The 21,392-nt window shown below is 49.2% G+C and carries 3 protein-coding genes; all 3 read right to left on the bottom strand.

Features of this window, described 5'->3' with window-relative positions:
• Positions 1–30: 30 nt before the first annotated feature.
• A complete protein-coding gene (locus Q1A18_RS07465) occupies positions 31–16,752 on the bottom strand; it encodes a hypothetical protein (RefSeq protein ID WP_299578315.1) in 16,722 nt (5,573 codons plus the stop codon).
• Positions 16,753–16,912: 160 nt separating this feature from the next.
• A complete protein-coding gene (locus tag Q1A18_RS07470; protein ID WP_299578316.1) occupies positions 16,913–17,314 on the bottom strand; it encodes a hypothetical protein in 402 nt (133 codons plus the stop codon).
• A gap of 112 nt (positions 17,315–17,426) precedes the next feature.
• Positions 17,427–21,314 carry a tail fiber domain-containing protein gene (locus tag Q1A18_RS07475; protein WP_299578317.1) on the bottom strand — a complete coding sequence of 1,296 codons (3,888 nt, stop codon included), beginning with the start codon at positions 21,312–21,314 and terminating at the stop codon, positions 17,427–17,429.
• Positions 21,315–21,392: the final 78 nt, after the last annotated feature.

Raw genomic sequence — 21,392 nt, forward strand, 5'->3', positions numbered from 1 at the left:
AAGTTTCATAGAATATCCGTGTTCATCCAATCAGTTGCTTTTAATACACCGGACGGGGAAAGCATACGCCTTAGTTGTTGTGCTCATCGCGCTCCCCGAAGAGGTAATGGACAAATAATAGCCCGTGGTGCTCGAGTACTGCGTACCGCTCCAATAATAGCCGTTGCTTCCCCGGTATTGCAAGTTTCCGTTCGAATAGTACAAGTTCCCGGCCAGATGAAGTTTCAATACAGAGTTGAAGGCATCTGCACCCCTCGTCCAGTACTGAGGCGGGTTATCTGCATTGGTCCATTCAGTCAACGTAGGAATACGCCAGGTACCACCAAGCAACAGTCGACAAGGATCATTACTTACAGCCCATTGCGCACTCTGAGAAATCCCCGGAATCCAGCTATCCGCAGGCGCACGCGTTCCGTCGTACTTAAAGCCCTGCGAGCAGTTAAACTGCCAGTACCATCCCCCCGAAGCTTCGGAATTGTCGGTCAGGGCAGTTGGCTGACGATCGGCGCCCAGGTTCTGAGTTAACCAACAAGCTGCACTTCCCGACATGGTGCTGCTCACCGAATGATAAGTAACTGTTTTGCTTTCCGGTGCTCCGTTCTCACCTTCGGTATGCAGGACTGAAAATGTTTTTCGGCAAACCTTAAAGCTAGATTGTACCGGGCTGTAGGCTGTGCCTTCACTGTTAGTGGCAAAGGCACGAACATAATAAGTTGGCCCTTCGGTCAAGCCCGAAATCATTCCAGTAAAACTTCCAACACCACTTCCCACTGAAACCTTGCTATCTGCGATGGTCGGATTTCCAGTTGTATTCCAGCACAAACCGCGGTCTGTGACTGGCTGGCCTCCGTCAATCGTCACAGTTGCTGTTCCGGCGGCTGTGCTTAAACTGATGGTTGAGTTTGGAATAACTACAGCACTAACGGAAGGCTTTGCCAACTGAACCTCATCGCGAATACACCTTACCGGGAATGCATAAGCCTTGGTGGTTGTACTCAGGGCACTGCTTGATGTATTCAGGCTCAGGTAGTGCCCGGTTGTGGAGCTGTACTGGGTGCTGGTCCAATAATAGCCATGACTTCCACGATACTGCAAGTTTCCGTTCGAATAATACAAGTTTCCGGCCATGTGTAACTTCAGTTCCGAATTATAAGCATCTTGAACACTGTTCCAGAACTGTGGCGGAGCATCGGCTTTGGTCCATTCGGTCAGGGTTGGAATGCGCCATCCAAGGCCAAGCAACAAGTGGCACGGATCATTGCCCGAAGACCAGTTTGAGCTTTGAGAGATGGAGCCAATCCAGGATTCCCAGGCCGGTGCAGGCGAATAGGCCGTTCCGTTGTGTCTAAAACCTTGTTCTTTGTTAAACTGCCAGTACCAACCCGAAGCCGCTTCTGCATTGTCGTTATACGAAGTAGCTTCCCGGTCGGCTCCCAGGTTTTGAGTAAGCCAGCAAGCAGCTTTCCCCGACACATTGGTGCTAATGGAATGGTAAGTTACAATTTTGCTCACCGGAGCTCCATTTTGACCTTCAACATGAATAACATCAAACGAGCTTGGGCAGATCTTAAAACTGGTCACCGTTGGGCTGTAAGCCGTTCCTTTGCTGTTGATGGCATACGCCCTTACGTAATAGGTTGGTCCTTCTTTTAACCCGGTTAGCTTGCCGGTAAATTTACCAACATCGCTTCCAAGCGGCACGGTATTGTCCGCCGTTGTTGGTGTGCCGGAAGTATTCCAGCAAAAGCCCCTTTCAGTAACTTCAGCCCCTCCGTTTGAAGAAACCGTTGCCGTTCCTTCCGCAGTGGTCGCCGTCATCCCGGAAGTTGGGATTTCAACATCGCTTACCGATGGGATGCTGATGCTTACCTCATCGCGAATACAACGCAGAGAATAAGCATAGGCTTTGCTGGCCGTACTCATAACACTGCTTGAGGAATTGATGATAAAATAATGCCCCGTGGTTGAACTGTACTGCGTACTGCTCCAGTAGCTTCCTACGCTCCCCCGGTTCTGCAACACACCGGTTGAATAGTACAGATTCCCGGCCTGGTGCAGTTTCAATACCGAATTATAGGCATCCGTTGCACTGTTCCAGAACTGAGGTGCTGCATCGGCTTTCGTCCACTCAGTGGAAGTTGGAATACGCCAGCCCAAACCAAGTTGTAAGGCGCAAGGATCCTCTGCGGCCGTCCAGCTCATGCTTTCTGAAATGCTTCCAACCCAAGTTGTCCAGGCATCCGAAGGTGTTCGACCACCATCAAACTTATAGCCTTGTTTCCGGTTGAACTGCCAGTACCAGCCTGAAGAAGCCTCCGTGGCATCGTTGTATGCCTTGGGCTGCTGGCTGGCTCCCAGGTTTTGGGTTAACCAGCAAGCCGACTTGCCCGAGATATTGCTACTTATGGAATGATAGGTTACGGTTTTTGTTTCCGGAGCCCCATTCAGCCCTTCGGTGTGAATTACTTCAAACTCAACCGGACAGATTTTAAAACTGGTTACTTCGGGGCTGTATGCCGTTCCTTCGCTGTTAGTTGCATAAGCACGTACATAGTAAGTATCACTCTCATTCAAACCTTCCAGCATACCGGTAAAGCTGCCCAAGCCACTTCCTACCGGAACAACTTTATCCGAAAGCGTTGGAGTCACTCCGGTCGTATTCCAACACAATCCTCTTGCAAGAACCTTGGCTCCACCATTCGTGGTAACCGTGGCTGATCCTTCTGCGGTGGTTGTTTTCATTCCGGAAGTCGGTACTTCCACATTGCTGACCGTGGGAATTGAAATCTTCAGGTCTTCGCGTAAACAACGCACCGGAAGCGCATAGGCTTTACTGATTGTTCCCATCACACTGCTTGAAGAAGTCAAAGCCAGGTAATGCCCGGTTGTTGAGGCGGACTGGGTACTGCTCCAATAATACCCAAGCCCACCGCGGTTTTGCAGCGCTCCGTTTGAATAATATAAATAACCGGCCAGGTGCAGCTGCAATTCGGACTTATAGGCATCAGATGCACTTGTCCAAAATTGTGGAGCGGCATCTGCATTAGTCCATTCAGCAGAAGTCGGCAGTCGCCATCCAAGGCCCAACAGCAGGTTACATGGGTCATTATTCAACGACCAGCTTGAACTCTGCGAGATGCTGGAGATCCAGCTGGTCCATGCATTGCTGGGGCTGTAAGAAGAACCATCGTGTTTATAACCCTGCGGCAGGTTAAACTGCCAATACCAGCCTGAAGCAGCCTCCGCATTATCACCAACAAATTCGCCTTGGCGGTCAGCTCCCAGGTTTTGAGTCAGCCAACAAGCCGATTTGCCGGAAACATCAGAACTAACAGAGTGGTAAGTTACGTTTTTGCTTACCGGTGCTCCATTAACCCCTTCGGTATGAATAACAGTAAACGTTGCCGGACAAATTCTGAAGCTGGCATCCGCCGGGCTGTAAGCCACCCCTTCACTGTTGATGGCATAGGCACGGATGTAATAGGTTGGCCCCTCAACAAGTCCGCCAATTGTACGGGTAAAACTTCCTACGCCATCGCCGGATGAAATTTTGCTGTCGGCAATGGTCGGATTGCCGGTTGTGTTCCAGCACAATCCCCGATCCGTAACTTCTGCTCCTCCATCATTTGTAACCGTCGCATTTCCTGTCGCGGTGGTTTCAGTCATGGCTTCAGCTACAATCGTTACCTTGCTAACGGATGGTGTTGAAATAACCACTTTGTCGCGAATACAACGTACTGAGAAGGCATAGGCTTTACTGGCTGAGTTTGGGGCACTGGAAGAGGCATTCAAGTACAAATAATGTCCCGTAGTAGAGGCTGCCTGCGTGCTACTCCAGTAGTACCCATGACCTCCCCGGTTTTGCAGTCCTCCGGTCGAATAGTAAAGGTCTCCTGCCAGATGCAATTTCAAGTCAGAATTGTAGGCATCGGCTGCCTTTTGCCAGAACTGGGGAGCATCATCGGCATTTTCCCATTCCGCTTTGGTTGGAATCCGCCAGCCCAAACCAAGCAGCGAATTACAAGGGTCATTGCCTGCTGACCAGTTTGAGCTTTCTGAGATGCTTCCTGTCCAGGAAGTCCAATCGTTGTTTGGAACGTAGGAGTTCCCTACCGGCTGATAGCCTTGCTGGCGATTAAACTGCCAGTACCAGCCGGCGGCAGCCTCAGAGGCATCATTGTAAGCATCCGGTGCGCGATCAGCTCCCAGGTTTTGGGTCAACCAGCAGGCTGCTTCGCCTGAAATATTCGTGCTCACGGAATTGTACGTTATTGTTTTACTAACCGCTGCTCCATTCAACCCTTCGGTATGAATCACTTCAAAACCGGTCGGACAAATCATGAAGCTGGTCACTTCCGGGCTGTAGCCCGTTCCCTGACTATTGGTTGCAAAAGCGCGAATGTAATAGGTAATTCCTTCTTTAAGGTTTTTCAGATCACCGGTAAAACTGCCCAAGCCGCTTCCGATGGTTAATGTGCTGTCTGAAACAGTTGGCGCATCGCCGGTTGTATTCCAGCACAATCCGCGGGTTTCCACAGCAGCACCTCCATCTGTTGTAACAATGGCTGTTCCTTTAGCCGCATCCGAGGTCATGCCCGAAACAGGCACCTCAACCTTACTCACCTGCGGTGCCGACAAAGTCATCTCCGTGCGGATACAACGCATTGGGAAAGCATAGGCCTTATTAATATAGGTAACGCTACTTCCACTCGTTGTTAAATAGAGATAATAGCCGGTGGTACCCGTATACCGGTCACTACTCCAGTAATACCCATAGCTACCGCGGTTTTGTAATGCCCCGGTAGAATAATTCAACAGTCCTGCCAGATGCAATTTCAATTCTGAATTGTAGGCATCGGCCGCCTTTTGCCAGAACTGGGGAGCAGCATCGGCATTTTCCCATTCCGCTTTGGTTGGAATCCGCCAGCCCAGACCTAAAAGCAAGCGACAAGGATCATTCGCACTTCCCCAGTTAATGTTTTCAGAAATGCTGGAAGTCCAGGAAGTCCAGGCATTGTTCGGAATATAAGATGATCCTACCGGTTTGTACCCCTGAGAACGGTTAAACTGCCAGTACCAGCCAGAAGCAGCTTCGGACTTATCATTTACTGCAGTGGCTTGCTCGTCAGCTCCCAGGTTTTGCGTCAGCCAGCAAGCGGCTTCGCCCGAAATCATACTGCCAACCGAGTGGTAAGTAACCGTTTTGCTTTCCGGTGCTCCATTCAAGCCGGCGGTGTGCATCACATCAAATTCATAAGGGCATATTCTGAAGCTGGTTACAGTGGGGCTATAAGCCGTTCCTTCACTGTTGGTGGCATAAGCCCGCACATAATAAACAGGCCCTTCTTTCAAATCAGCCAAGGTTCTTGTAAATTCCCCGGTTCCTCCTCCGGCCGTAATCACCTCGTCGGCAATGGTAGGTGTTGAATTGGTTTCACTCCAACACAAACCTCTTTCGGTTACCGGCATCCCCCCGTCCGAAGCAACAGTAGCCGTAGCATCCGCCGATGTGGCGGTCATCTCTTTTGCAGGTACCTCAACATCACTCACTACTGGCGCTGATTTGACAAGTTCGTCACGAATACAACGCACCGGAAATGCATTTGCCTTGTTGGAGTAGGTAACGCTGCTGCTTCCCGAATAAATGTATAAGTAATTTCCGTTGGTTGAATTGTAGCGATCGCTACTCCAGTAATACCCATAAGTTCCGCGGTTTTGAAGCGCGCCGGTATTGTAAGCCAGAAGTCCGGCCTGGTGAAGTTTCAATTCGGAATGATAAGCATCCGCTGAATTTGTCCAGAATTGGGGAGCGGCGTCGGCATTTTCCCACTCCGCTTTGGTAGGAATACGCCAGCCTAAGCCCAACAACAAGTTACACGGATCATTGGCACTCATCCAGTTCACATTCTCCGAAATACTCGTTATCCATGGGGTCCAGCTATTGGCCGGCAGACGTGAACCATCGTATTTATAGCCTTGTTTCCGGTTGAACTGCCAATACCAGCCGGCCGAAGCTTCGCTGGCATCGCTAACCGAAGTGGCTTGCTGGCTGGCTCCCAGGTTTTGGGTTAACCAACAGGCCGATTTACCCGAAATACGTGAACTTACGGAACTATAAATTACCTTTTTCGTCTCCGGTGCTCCATTCAATCCTTCGGTGTGGATAATTTCAAAATTGGTTGGACATAACTGAAAACTGGTGGTTGACGGGCTGTAAGCTGTCCCTTCGCTGTTGACCGCATAGGCCCGCACATAGTACGTAACCCCTTCTTCTAAATTAGATAACAGCTCGGAGAACGTTCCCTTTCCGGAGCCACTTGGAAGCGTATGATCGTCAACCGTTGGGTTGCCAGTTGTGTTCCAGCAAAGTCCCCGGCTGGTTACTGCGGCACCTCCATCTGAAACAACAGTTGCCACACCTGCCGCCGAAGTTTCCGTTACCAGCGAATCCGGAATAACAACATCACTCACCGATGGTAAAGCAATGGTAATTCCATCGCGGATACAACGAAGCGGCAAGGCATAAGCTTTAGAGAAATAGTTAATCCGGCTGCCGGAATACAAATCCATAAAATAAGCACTGCTGGTGTTAATCTGGGTATTACTCCAGTAACGTCCATAACTGCCTCTGCCGGCAAGTACGCCATTGTTGTATGCAAGCACCCCTGCTGAATGCAGTTTCAGTACCGAGGCAAAAGCATCGGCACCTGTTGTCCAGTCTTGCGGTGCTGCATCGGCATTTTCCCATTCGGTCTTAGTCGGGATGCGCCATCCCAAGCCCAGCAACAGGTTACATGGATCCTTGGCTGCCACCCAGGCTGAGCTTTCCGAAATGCTCGTTGTCCAGGCTTCCCACGCATTCGAAGGTGTCCGGGAGCTATCGTATTTATAGCCCTGCGAACGATTGAACTGCCAGTACCAACCCGCCGAAGCTTCGGTGGCATCATTCATACTCGTTGCTTGCTGATCGGCTCCCAGGTTTTGGGTAAGCCAGCAACGCAAGTCACCGGACAAATCGGTACTTACGGAATGATAAACAACCGTTTTTGATTCCGGAGCCCCGCTAAATCCTTCCACATGCATAACCGTAAAAGCGGTGGGACAGCTCTTGCTGCTGATATCAGGTCCGTAAGCCGTTCCAACACTGTTGGTGGCATAAGCCCGTACATAATAAGTAGGTCCTTCAACCATTCCTGTAATGGTATCGCTATAGGTTCCCACTCCGGCTTCACCATTTAAGATGACCTCATCATCAAGCGTTGGGTTACCTGTTGTGTTCCACACCAGCCCCCTTTCGATTACTTCTGCACCCCCGTCATCAATAACATCAGCTGTTCCGAGTTGAGTTGAATCATCAATCGCCTCGAGCACAACCGAGCCAAGCGTTGGCACAACCGGTGCGGTTAAAATCGTATCAATTTCGCCATAAGCCGTGCCCAGGCTGTTGGTGGCATAAGCACGGATATAATACGTTGAGGCATGTTTCAGTCCTCCAAGAAAGGACTCGAACTCACCCAGTCCGCTACCATTTTTTGTTTTGGTCAACAGATCTATCGTGGGGATGGTGTCACTACTCCAGCAAACGCCTCGCAGAATTACTTCGGCGCCGCCATCAGCAACCACATCACCTCCGCTAACAGCACCTGAACTCCAAATGGAATCGGACGCCAAGGTATGAACAGTCGGAATCGTCAGCGTTGTCAGGGTATCCACTTCGCCATAAGCCGTTCCCATGCTGTTGATGGCGTAAGCCCGTACATAGTAAGTCGTTCCCTCCTTCAGTTCAGTAACGTTCAGCGAGAACAAGCCTGTTCCGCCAGTGCTATGCTCCACCGATAAACTGTCGGTCGTTGGTGTTCCGAATGCACTGTAGCAAACCCCTCGAGCGGTTACCTCCACACGACCATTGTCCGTAACCTCACCACCACATACTGCCTCGTTCCGGGCTACCGATTTCGGTGCGCTGGTAATGACTGTTGGAATGGTTGGCGTGGTAAATGAAATTGCTTCCGGGCTGAAACGGGTTCCAACCGCGTTGGTCGCATAGGCCCACACATAATAAGTGGTGCTGGCTTTCAGGTTTGTAATCGTTCCGTTGATTTCGGTTGAACCGGCTCCCAACGAAATGCTGCTGTCAGCCGGCATAGGAACCGTAGGGGCCTGACCGGTGGTATTCCAGTAAAGTCCCCGGTCGGTAACCGGAGAACCTCCATCCGTAATGACAGAGGCTGAACCGTCTCCCGTTGTCATGGTCAAGTTGGTCATCAAAGCAATACTTACCATTGGACGAATGGCTTCGGTCACCAGACTATCCAGCTGTCCGTAAGCCGTTCCCAGAATGTTGGTGGCAAAGGCTTTAATGTAGTATTTGGTTCCGGGCAACAATCCGCTGACGTTGCTCACATAAGCTCCTATTCCACCAGCCATATCATTCAGTTTAACGCCCGTTTCCAGGTCAGGATCGTTCGTCAGGCTCCAGCACACACCTCTCACATTGACCGGCATTCCTCCGTCATTGGTCACTTCACCTCCGCATACAGCATGCGTACTATCCACCGCCGAAGGTTTCGTTGTTGTTACTGCCGGAAGCATTACTTCCTTGGTACGGAAGAAGACCTGACTGCCATAACTTGTTCCAACCGCGTTGGTCGCATAGGCTCTTACATAGTAATCGGTCTCCGGTTTCAGGCCAGACAAGTTGGCGGTGAAACGCCCAATACCCGTTGTGGTTTCATCAACCGTTTTGGTGGGAAGTGCCACCGTTGGCGCATTGTGCATGCTCCAGCAAACCCCGCGAGCCAAGATGGGCGTCCTTCCATCGTCAGTAATTTCACCCCCGCTGGTTGCGGTTGTCGCAATAATATTTGTAACCGGCGTTGTCGCCACCAGAGTTGGGAAAGCATCGGTCAAAAATGTCCGTTCCAAACCGTAGGCCACCCCAATCTTATTGACCGCATAAGCCCTTACATAATAAAGCGTGTTCGGTTTCAGATCAGTCAACTTGCTGATGTAAGAGTCTGTTCCCGACCCGTTGTATGTCCGGCTGTCTTCGATGGTTGGGTTGGTATGTGTACTCCAGCACACTCCCTTAAGCGTCACATCAGCCCCGCCATCGCTGGTAATGTCTCCTCCGCAAACGGCGGTGTAACCTTCAATCTCGGTAACTTCATGGGTAAACAGTCGGGGCGCAGTTGGAAATATAGTTACTGAAACCTGGTTTCCATAAGCCGTACCTGCGCTGTTGGTTGCATAAGCCCGGATGTAATAGCTAATGCTCATGTTCAGTCCACCAATGTTGCTGGTAAAATTACCGATTCCCGTACCATCCGAAGTTTTATTGACCACTACGGTGTCGGGATCAAAATTGGCATCGGTGCTCCAAAGCACCCCGCGGTCAGTAATTTCAGCTCCTCCATCATCCGAGATTGTTCCTCCGGTAACCACTTCTGACTTGGTAACAGGAACAACATAATTGGTTGTAATGCTTGGCAAAATTGCCGGAGTGGTGTAGCTCACCTCATTTCCGTAAGCCACTCCCTGGCTATTCACCGCATAAGCCCGCACATAATAGGTCGTCACCGGATCCAAGTCTGTCAAGGTACTTCTAAAGGTGTCTCCGTTAAGTTTGTCGTACCTTGTTTTGGTGTGTAAACTGACCGTTGGATTATGTCCGGTACTCCAGCAAACTCCTACATTGGTGATGCTTGAACCTCCGTTACTTTGAATAAGTCCACCTCCAACGGCTGATGTTCCGGTTGATGATGCCAGTAATTCCTGCGTGGTTAAACTGGCAAAGTCAAGAGTAGTGAAGCTTAACTCATCGCCAAAGGCTATGCCGATTTCGTTCTCCGCATAAGCTCTTATGTAATAGGTTGTTCCTCGTTTTAACCCTTTGAGCTGGGTCGTGAAATAGCCAATACCGGTACCCGTTTGAGCCGATTTATTGACTTTAACCGTATCAGGCTTGAAGCCGGAAACAGTACTCCACACCATTCCACGGGTAGTAACCGATGACCCGCCATCATCGGAGATATGGCCCCCGCTATAAGCAGTCGTTCCGTTTACATACCAGGCCGGACGGGTAGTCAGAGTTGGCAGGACCGCAGGATCAGTAATAAAGCTAAGTAAGTTTCCGTAGCCTGTTCCGGCAATGTTTTTGGCATAGGCCTGTATATAATAAGTGGTATTCCCTTTCAGACGTTGAAGTTTACTGAGGAACGAACCGGTTCCACTACCATTAGTCGTGCGGTTCACCACCACCGTATCCGGGTCGAAAGTAGCGATTGTGCTCCAAACTACTCCGCGCGAAGTAACATCTGCCCCACCGTCCTTGGAAATGTTACCGCCACTGGTAGCCGTTGTTGGCCCCGTTGCAGACGCATAAATTGTTCTTATCGAAGGAACTACCGGTGTAAGAAAACTCACTTCCTCGCCATAAGCAATGCCGACACTGTTTTCGGCATAAGCCCGGATATAATAAACCGTGTTGGGAGCCAGCTTCGTAAGCAGGTCGGTAAAGGAACCGGTAAAGTAACCGGTTGATGCTGTCCGGTTTTTAACAATGGTGTCCGGTTCGAAATTGGGCTGGGTACACCACACCAACCCACGGGTAGTCACCAAAGCCCCTCCGTTGCTGGTAATGGTTCCGCCGCCATTAGCCGACGTTGAGGACAGCAGCGTAACCGGATCGGTAACAACCGTTGCCAAAACCGGAGGTTCGGTCGTGAAGCTCACTTCTTCGCCATAAGCTATTCCAACGGCATTCACCGCATAAGCCCGCACATAGTACGTCGTGCTTCCCATCAAGTCGGAGATGGTACTTGTAAAATCACCTGATCCTCCGCCATTCGTCGTATAGTTCTCGTCTTCGCGAACCGGGTTGTGCGAGGTACTCCAGCAAACACCACTTTGCGTAACCGGACTGCCTCCATCTGAAATGATGCTTCCTCCGGCCAAGGCTGACGTGCTGGTCACTGAGCTCTTTTCAATGTCAGTAGTTACTACAACCGGAATGTCTTTCGTGGTGAAACTCAGTTCCTCCTCGGCGTAAGAAGTTCCAATCCCATTCACCACATACGCCCGAACATAGTAAGTGGTGTTGGGCAATAAACCAGTCATGCGCGAGCTGAAACTTCCTGAAACACTTTCAGTGGTTCGGTTCACCAATACCGTATCCGGAATAAAACCAGACTGGGTGCTCCAAACCAATCCTCCGGAAGTAATCAAAGTTCCTCCATTGCTGATGACCGTTCCACCGCTGGTTCCTTCCACCCCGTTGAGTTCACTCTTCGGCGTTACTGTTCGTACAATCGCAAATTCCGGAGGGCCGGAAATGAAACGCACCTCATTTCCGTAACTTACTCCAGCCTCATTGATGGCATAAGCCCGAACATAGTAGGTGGTGTTGGCCATCAAATTGGTCATGGTATGAATAAATTCACCAATTCCCACTCCTTCGGTGGTCCGAGGATTATATATTGTCGGGTTGCCGGTCGTGTTCCAGCAGATACCACTTTGGCTCACCTCCGAACCGCCATCATTACTAATGAAACCGCCACCAACAGCCGAAACTCCGCTGATGTCCGACACTTCATTGGTGGTAATCGTGGCCAGAGTTGCGGTAACAAAACTCAACTCATCGCCATAAGCAATACCAATCCGGTTGATGGCGTAGGCCCTCACATAATAGGTTTCCCCCTTGGTCAACCCTGTAAGCTGCCCCGTAAACGATCCATCTCCGTTGCCACAAACCAGTCGGTTATCATCAATGGTTGTCATTTTCTCCGTGCTCCAGCAAATACCCCGCTCCGTAATGGGCTCTCCCCCATTATCGGCAATCGTTCCCTGAACAGAAGCTGAAGTTCCCTGAACAGAAGTAACTCCATCGGTTACCACCCACGGCACTGTTGAGGTTGTCGTGACCAAACTATCCAGGTTACCGTAGGCCACTCCGGCACTATTGATAGCATAAGCACGCACGTAATATTTCGTACTTCCACTCAGCCCCGACAGCTGGCTCGAAAAAATACCGACATCTGAACCGTCAATGGTATAGCTGTCTTCCATGGCTGGATTGGGGAAAGTTGACCAACAAACCCCGCGGCTGGTTATGGTATCGCCACCGTCGCTGGTTATGGTTCCGCCACTTATTGCCCGGCTACTTCTTACATCCGAAGGTTTGGTTGTAATTAAGGTGGCCAGCTCATCGGTCTTAAACTGGTACGAATCGCCGTAGGCAATCCCCTTTTCATTTATCGCGTAGGCTCTTACATAATAAGTTGTTCCCGGAGCCAGGCCAACGAGTTGAGTTGAGAAGCTTCCGGGCCCCATACCTACTTTTACCGTATCATTCAAAATGGTTGGATTATCCGATAGGCTCCAGCAAAATCCGCGATCGGTAACATCCCAACCACCGGTGTTATTCACTCTACCCCGGGCTTCTGCATAAACACCGCCAATGTTGATCACATCAATGGTGACCACCTCCGGAACAGTTGCTTCCGGTGTAATGAAACTGTATTCATCTCCGTAGGACACCCCCGTTACGTTCATGGCATAAGCTCTGACGAAATAAGTAGTGTCTGGCAGCAAGCCAGTCAGTGTGCTGCTGAAAGAACCCAGCCCCGTTCCTGTAAAAATATCCGAGAGTTTCGAATCCCGGTCAAAAGTCGGGTTTTCGGTGGTAGCCCAGCAAACTCCACGTTCAATAATTTCAGAATTTCCGGTATTGGAAACAATCCCGCCACTCTGCGCCGTATTTTGGGTAATATCGCTTGGCTCAGTGGTAAAGATTGAAGCAACTGACGCCGTAACAAAACTGGTTTCGCTGGTATAGCCGGTTCCTGCTGAGTTGGTAGCATAACCTTTCGCGTAGTAAGTTGTACCCGGTTCCAGCACAGCCAGTGTACTTTCAAAAATACCCACATCGGACAGGTTGATTGTTCCTGAAGGATAATACTCATAATTTACCCGGTCGGTACTCAGGCAAATCCCGCGCGCAGTAACTGGTGCTCCGCCGTTATTCAGAATCTCCATCGTTCCCAGTGCTGAGATATCTGTAATTTCAGAAATCTGAATTGACGCCGAACTCAACTCCGGCACCACCGGTGGTAAAGAGGTAAACACGATCAGATTTCCATAGGAAGTCCCGGCTTTATTTACCGCATACGCCCGAACATAAAAAGTAGTGCTTCCCAGCAAGCCGGTCAGGCTACTGGGGAACTCCCCCACTCCTGATCCATCATCTGAAATGGTAGCTTCCGGATCATCCAGCGGATCACCAACCACGCTCCAGATAATTCCTCGCGCGGTAATCGGATAACCGCCATCGCTGGTGATATCACCTCCACTCTGTGCCGAAATACTGGTGATGTTTGTGGGATCAAGGGTAATAATTTCCGGAGCATCCGGAATAATGGTGAAGGTTTTATTTTCGCCATAACCAACCCCCACCCAACTACGGGCATAGGCACGAACGTGGTAAGTAACATTGGGCACCAAGCCGGTCAGGATACTGCTGTAAAGTCCCAGGCCGGTTCCGTCAGTTGTATGATTAGAGAAAATGGTTGGATTTTCAGATGTGCTCCAGCAAACGCCGCGCGCTGTTACTTCTTCTCCTCCGGCATCCAAAACATTTCCACCTCCTACAGCAGTTGAGCTCATGAAAGAGGCAGTTGAAAGCGTAATAACCTGGGGGTAGAATAAGGTGGTCAAACTATCGAGGTTACCGTATGATGTTCCGGCTGCATTGACCGCATAAGCCCTCACATAATAAGTAGTACCCGGCAGCAGGTCAGCCATGGCACTGGCAAAAGTTCCGGAGCCGTCGCCTGTAATGGCTTCGCTGGTTTTGCTTGGCAAATCAATGGTCGGATCTTTTTCTGTACTCCAGCAAATCCCCAAGGCGGTAATTTCCGAGTTTCCGACATCAGTAACGATCCCTCCACTCAATGCCTCGTTGCCGGTCACATTGGTGGGCTTTACTGTTACAAGCTGAACCAGGGAGGCCGTCACAAAACTGATTTCACTGGTGTAGGCGGTGCCAGCACTGTTGGTGGCATATCCTTTGGCGTAATAAAGGGTTCCGGGAGTCAGCCCGGTTAGTTGACTAATAAAAATTCCAATGTCTGTCGGGTTCACCGTTTCAGAAGGATAATAATGGTAGGTAATCCGATCCGTGCTGATACAGATTCCCCGATCAGTTATTGGTGCTCCCCCGTTATTCAGAATTTCCATGCGTCCCACCGCCGAAACATCGGTAATGTCGTACACACTGATATTGGCAGAACTGAGCTCAGCCAAAATTGGGTCAGGGGTTGTAAACTGAATCAGATTTCCATAGGCTGTTCCAGCTTTATTGACCGCATAGGCCCTCACATAATAAGTGGTGTTTCCAAGCAGGCTGGTCAGCAGACTTGGGAACCGCCCCACCCCCGAGCCATCGTTGGTAATGATGTGGGAAGGATCGTCCAGCGGATCGCCCTGCACGCTCCAGATAATTCCTCGTGCGGTAACCGGTTTTCCTCCATCGCTGGTAATATCACCCCCACTTTGAGCCGACATGCTGGTGATAGCTGTGGCTTCCAGCGTCGTAATTTCAGGAATATCTGTAATGATTGTAAAAGTCTTTTCTTCACCATAGGCAATGCCGACACTGTTGCGTGCATAGGCCCGTACATAGTAGGTAACATTTTCAGCCAGCCCGGTCAAGTTGCTGGTGAAGTCACCCAACCCGCTTCCGTCAGAAGTATGGTAAGAATAAATCGTTGGATTGGCACTTGTACTCCAGCACACGCCACGTTCAACAACTTCTGCGCCCCCATCAGAAATTACGGTTCCTCCGCCAACAGCTGTACTCCCGACAAAAACGGCCGGCGTCAGTGTTGTCACAACCGGGTAGTCTAAAGTTGTCAGGCTGTCCAGGTTCCCATAGGCTGTTCCGGCGGCATTAACTGCATAAGCGCGAACATAATACTTGGTTCCCGGAAGCAGGTCAGTCATCGAACTTGGGAAAGTGCCCAATCCACCCCCGGAAATTGCTTCGCTGGTTTTGGTTGGCAAATCAGTTGTCGGGTACTTCTCGGTACTCCAGCAAATTCCCCGGGCCGTTATTGCCGAATTCTCCGAACTGGTAATCTCGCCTCCGCTTAAAGCCGTAAAGCCTGTAACATCGGAAGGTGGAATGGTAGTGATAATTACAGGAAATGCGGTGGTGAAAACAACTTGGTCGCTGTAACCGATTCCGGCTTCATTGGTTGCATACGCTTTCACATAATACGTTGTTCCGGGCGACAAAACATCCAGCAAGGTTTGAAAGTCTCCAATTTCAGAACCGGTATCGTGGGTTGAAGGAAAATGGTTAAAGGTCACCCCATCGGTACTCCAGGCCACCCCGCGCTCGGAAATTTCAGCTCCTCCATTGTTGATAATCGTCGCGTTAATTTGTGCTGAAGTTCCGGTAATGTCATTCACCGTGATCAATTTTTCCAGCAAAGGCGGCTCCGGACCAAGGGTGGTAAATTGTACAAGATTGCCATAAGCTGTTCCTTCACTATTGACGGCATAAGCCCGCACATAGTAGGTGGTATTCCCCATTAAGTCGTTTAGCAAACTGGCATAAGTGCCAATTCCTGCTCCGTCTTCCGTGCGTAAGGCTTCGCTGTCATTCAGCGGGTCGCCCACGGCGCTCCAAATAACTCCCCGCAAGCTAACCGGGGCACCGCCGTCATTCATGATGTTTCCACCCGTTTCGGCTGACATGCTGGTAATATTGGAAGCCTCCAGGGTAATAATCGTAGGAATGGTTGTAGAAGTGGTAAAGGTCAGGTTTTCACCATAAACAACGCCTTCGGCATTCACGGCATAAGCCCGAACATGGTAAGTGGTGTTGGGCAACAAGCCGGAAAGGTGACTAACAAAAGCACCCAGACCGTCTCCGGAGGTAATTTTCTGGCGGGTGCGGGTATTCAGGGTTGTATCGGGGTTGGCACTAAACCCCCAGCAAATTCCGACAACAGAAATGGCCGATCCTCCAGTGCTGGTTACCACACCTCCTCCGGTTCCGGAACCTCCAATCAGGTCGGTAACCGGTGTTGTGGTTACTGCAGCTTCACAGGCTATGTTCAACCATACACTTCCATTGCAATAGCGGAAGGCTTTTTCAGCAATGCTGATATACATATCTCCTTCGGCAGCTATTGGCGGGTCTTCGGAAAGCACCGGAAAACAACAGGTTTCAATCATCTCATCGGTGGAGAAGGCCGAGTTGCCCAAAAGTGTTTCGCCCCCCATATGATTCATTTTCACCCAACCGTTTCCGCCGGAAACCACCAGCGACTGATCGTTTGTGGAATAAAGAAAAGCTCCGGATGAAGGCGATGAAGGCAGTACCAACTTCTCCGGCAAATACGGAATTCCGTTTTTCACGGTAAAGTAGCTCTGTGCCGTAGCATCTTCATAAACCGCTGAGCAAAAGTCGACCCAGGCATTTCCGGTATACACCATCGGCTTTTCATCTTGCCGGCTATAAATCAGCATCCCGGTTCCGGGACTCACAATTTTCGCCGTATTGTCATAAACCGGGAGATGAGGAATGCCCTGTTCTACCCGGAAATAATCCTCTTGTGCGCCAACCAGAGCCGGCACCAACAGAAGAACCATTAAACAAAGCCAGCCCCAGGCCAGACTCCCTTTCGAGTTTAAAAGATGCATTCTCCGGAATGCACTTGCTGCGTTTTTGCTTTTATTTTCCATGTTTGTTGCTTATTCCACTTCATTCCTTTGCATGGATGAAGCGCTTACCATATTGTTTTAAAACCCTTTATATTCTTTTTTCGGCCTTCTGAGACGGCCGTATAATCAAAGAGTTGACTAGTATTAGTCAACTCACTGAATTTTATGCTTTTCGCTTTGCTCATTCCGAACCTGCGTATTTCACGAACTTTATTCCGTTCTGGTACTTAAATTCCAAAAACAAGATGCTTCCCCATAACTTAAGTTCATAATCACTGATGGGGCTTTGGGTGGTGGACAGGTACCATACGGGAGGATTTGCTTCCCCTGAACATGATGTCACATGGTATTGCTCCTTCAGCCTTTGAAACACTTCATCTGAATAGGTTACCCGGATTTGCCGGGCATGATCGGAGGTACTGCATTCGATTAAAAAAGGAAAGTGCTCGAAATGCCGGATCAGCCACATGGCGCTTTTATTGTAGGAGCAATAATTAGCTCCATCTTTATAAACTTCAAGCATTTCGGGGGTGATTTCCGAAGCGGTTGTTGTCTGTAATTCAACAAAAGAAAAGTCTTTCATATCACAAGTTTGCTGTCATCCTATTCTGTTCCCTTATTCCAAGCTGTCCGAAATACCAGGCACTTACCCTTAAACCTGAATGAAAAATGAAAGGCCTTTGACATCCAGCCGCTTATTCCAGTTTCAATAAGATACTTTCCAGTTGTTGCTGCAGCTTATCCACCTTGTTATTCAACTCTTCAATCTGTTGCTGCTGACTGGCTAATTTATGCTCCTGCTCTTTGACCGCCTGAATAAGAACAGCCGTAAGCTGGGTGTAATCGACTTTCAGAAAGCCATCGTCTCCGGTAGTAACCATGGATGGATAAACCTGTTGAAGTTCCTGAGCAATGACTCCGACTTTAGGGCCGCAGGCATATTTTTGCTGATCCCGGTATTCGAACTGAACACCACGCAGGCGATCAATCTTTTGCAAGACTCCGGACAAGGTTTCAATGCGTGTTTTCAATCGTTCATCCGAAGGGGTGTAGAAGTTTCCGTTCACAGTCACATCCTGACCAAAAGCAGCATTGCCATCAACATCAAAGGAGAGTCCCTCACCGGCATCGCCATCGTTGCTCAACGAAAAGTTGCTTAAGGCCAACGATTGGGTGGCTGTATGGTTTCCAAGGTTGTCATTGCCGGCATTGGCATCAACATAACCTTTGGTAGCCACCGTAGATGCATCATCTGTTTCCAGCGGGGTCGCCACATTCAGGATTTTGTAGTTCGTAACCCCGTCGCCAACCAACACATCAGCAGTCGCCGGTCCAAAGCCGCTAATTGAAATGTCAGCCTTGGCCACAGCTTCGGCCTGGTCAGAGGCATTTCCTCTAAAAAATGCACCGGAAGCCAACGCAAGCTTCTCGGCATCAATTACCCGGCTATCCACATAATTTTTTGTCGCTGCATCCTGCCCCTCGGTCGGATCTTTCAAATTCGTCAGTTTGAAATTCGTAACACCATCTCCCATCAACACATTGGCAGTTGCCACTCCGAAACCACTAATGGCGATGCTGCTTTTAGCCACACCTTCCGCTTTTCCTGATAAGTTTCCTACAAAAAGATATTCCGAAGCAAGTGCCAGTCCCAAGTCAGGGTTGGCCAGCAAATTGTCCAGGTAACTTTTATTAACAGCATCACCAACATCAACCGGAGTACCCAGGCTAACAATTCGGTTTCCTCCCAAAGAGATATCCGCTGCAGCCACGCCAAAATCACTGACTGGGATGGCATTTTTACCAACAGCCACGGCTTTATTGCTTAGGTCTCCAAGCAACAACATGTCATTGTTCAGCGCAATATCAGCCGGGCTCACCACTTTCCCGTCTACATAAGCTTTGGTTGCCGCATCCGTCGGATCGTTAGGATTAGCCAAGTTCACAATGCGCTGATTATTCATTGAAAGGCTGGTGGTTGGATCGCCAAATCCACTTAAAGGGATGTTTATTTTGTCCAGCTTATTGTTGCTAACCGCCTGATCGGCAATGGCCAAACTTACATCCTGAAGCACGGCATTGTTTCCTCCGGTTACCACCAGTTCCGTAGAACTAAGCGCTCCTCCGGCTATGGTGCTTGCCTCAACCTCCAAGGCCCCTGAAGGGTTCTGTTTTAATCCGGTGCCCGCTACATCGCTATGAAGTTTGGCAGCCGTTACGGCATCGTTAGCCAGCGAAAGTGTTCCATCAGCAGCCAAACTAGCATCGCCCGAAAGCAAGACCTGCACCGCTTTTCCGGTGGCATCTCCCACAAATATTTTTCCGTTATCGAGTGAGGAAGAATAGGCTTTAATACTTTCATCCACATATTCCTTGGTCGCTGCATCTCTTTTGACTGAGGGATTGGCCAGGTTGGTTATTTTCCAGTTGATTATTCCATCGCCCATGACCACATCGCTTAAGGCTGCTCCGAACCCACTGACAGGAATGTCTGACTTTTGCACGGCATCAGCCTGATTCAATTCATTCCCTTGAAGAAAATATCCCGCTGCCAACGGAATTTTATCGGTACCAATCTCCCGGTTATCCACATAGTTTTTTGTTGTGGCATCCTGAGTATCAATTGGATCTTTCAGATTCGTGAGCCTGTAGTTAGTAGTGCCATCGCCCATCGCAACATCAGAGACAGGAACTCCAAAACCACTGATAGCAATGTTGGTTTTGGCTACACCTTCCGCTTTGCCGGATGCATTACCAACAAAAAGGAACTCCGATGCAAGGGCCAAGCCCAAATCAGGATTAGCCAACAAATTGTCCAAATAGCTTTTATTAACCGCATCGGCATTGTCAACCGGAGAACTCAGATTCGTAATTCGATTTCCTCCCAAAGAAACATTCGCTGCCGCCGTCCCAAAGTCACTTACCGGAATTGTGTTTTTATCTACAGCGCCGGCCTTATCAGTTATATTCCCCAGCAGCAACATGCCATAGTTAAGCGAAATATCAATGGGATTGATTTTTTTATCATCCACATAAGCTTTGGTTACCGCATCGGCAGGACTGTTAGGAATTGCCAGGTTGGTTATTTTTTGATTATTCATGGAAAGGCTGGTGGTAGGATCACCAAAGCCACTTAAAGAAATACTGCCTTTAGGCATTTCTCCTGCCTTGTTGGCCACATTTCCAACGAAAAAAGAACCGGAAGTCAGCGAAAGGTAATCATCCGGATTGGTCAATCGGTTATCCACATAAGCTTTGGTGGCGGCATCATTATCATTCGTCGGCGTTTTCAGATTGACGATCTTATAATTCATAATCCCATTTCCCAGGCTCACATCCGCAGTTGCATTTCCAAATCCACTGATTGGAATATTGGCTTTATCCAACTTCGGATTGGTTACTGCAGCATTTGAAATGGTGAGTTTTCCGGTATTGTCAATGGTTGCATCTCCGGACAGAGCCACCGAGTTTGCGGTACTATTGGCATCTCCCACAAAAATATGCCCATCTCCCAAACTGTTTCCCAAAGGAATCCAGGCAACTCCGTTGTAAAAGTAAAGCTGATGTTCTGATCGATTGTAGAACAGCTGTCCGTCTTTAACGGTAATTGGTGATGGCTCCGGGTTTGAGATTCCGGATGGGGTTGACCCGTTGGTGGAAACTTCCACCCAATTGCTGTAAATGTCATACAGGTAAAGTACATTGTTGGCCGTATCGAAGAATAAATCTCCAGGGACCGGATCATCAGGCAGCACCATGCCTTCTTCAACGCCACCTCCACCACTAATTTCAAGCCATTCAGGAGCTGAGCCATCTTCCGCTTTGGAGGACATCATAAAAAGCTTCTTTTGGGTTGTCAGGTAGAACAAATCTCCAAACTTAGCCATTGCGGGTAACTCCGTTACATCCGGAATAAGCACCCACTCAGTTCCTGTTGAATGATAATACTTCTTGGGCATTAAAAGGTAAACAACCGAACCTTTTGCCATAAGCGGAACACTGGAGATATCAGAACTAAATTTGGGCGTTACGGTAGGCGAAATCATCTGCCAGGAAGAAGCGTTTAGCTTATAAAAATTTCCATCCACATACCTAACCATAGCCCCGTCACTAAAACTTGATTCCGGCAAGGCTATCCCTGAACTGTAGCTTGGCATATCCGAATTCATAGAAATCGTGGTGGTATTGAGCGCCGATGTTCGTATGGCATCCGATGTATTCTGCGTAACCAGCGGATAACCTGACTTTGTAGGTCTAAAAATCATTCCTTTCCCCAATACGGGATTAATCCCATTTAAGGCAGCAACAAGAGCAATGACCTGACTCCCGCTTACTGAAGAAACTTCCGTAATTTCAAAGGAGTTTCCATTACCATCGATAATCTGATCACCCACCAAAATATTCGCTGCCCGATAGGTGGAGCTTACATCTGAAAACGAGGAAGTTACCTGATAAAGCGTATCCACCATCTTTACTCCCGAAATTGTGAAGGTTCCATTGAATTGACTTACAGTTTGTGACTTCCCCGTTAAGGAAATCACAAACAGGATAATACCAATTAAATAATAACTGTAGTTTTTCATCGGTTAATCTTTTCAATCAAGATTTCATCGCTTTTTCGTCCACCATAGTCCCCGTCCTAAATTCAGCAGAATAATCTT

Origin of the sequence: uncultured Sunxiuqinia sp. (assembly GCF_947495665.1) — a bacterium.
Taxonomy (GTDB): Bacteria; Bacteroidota; Bacteroidia; order Bacteroidales; family Prolixibacteraceae; genus Sunxiuqinia; species Sunxiuqinia rutila.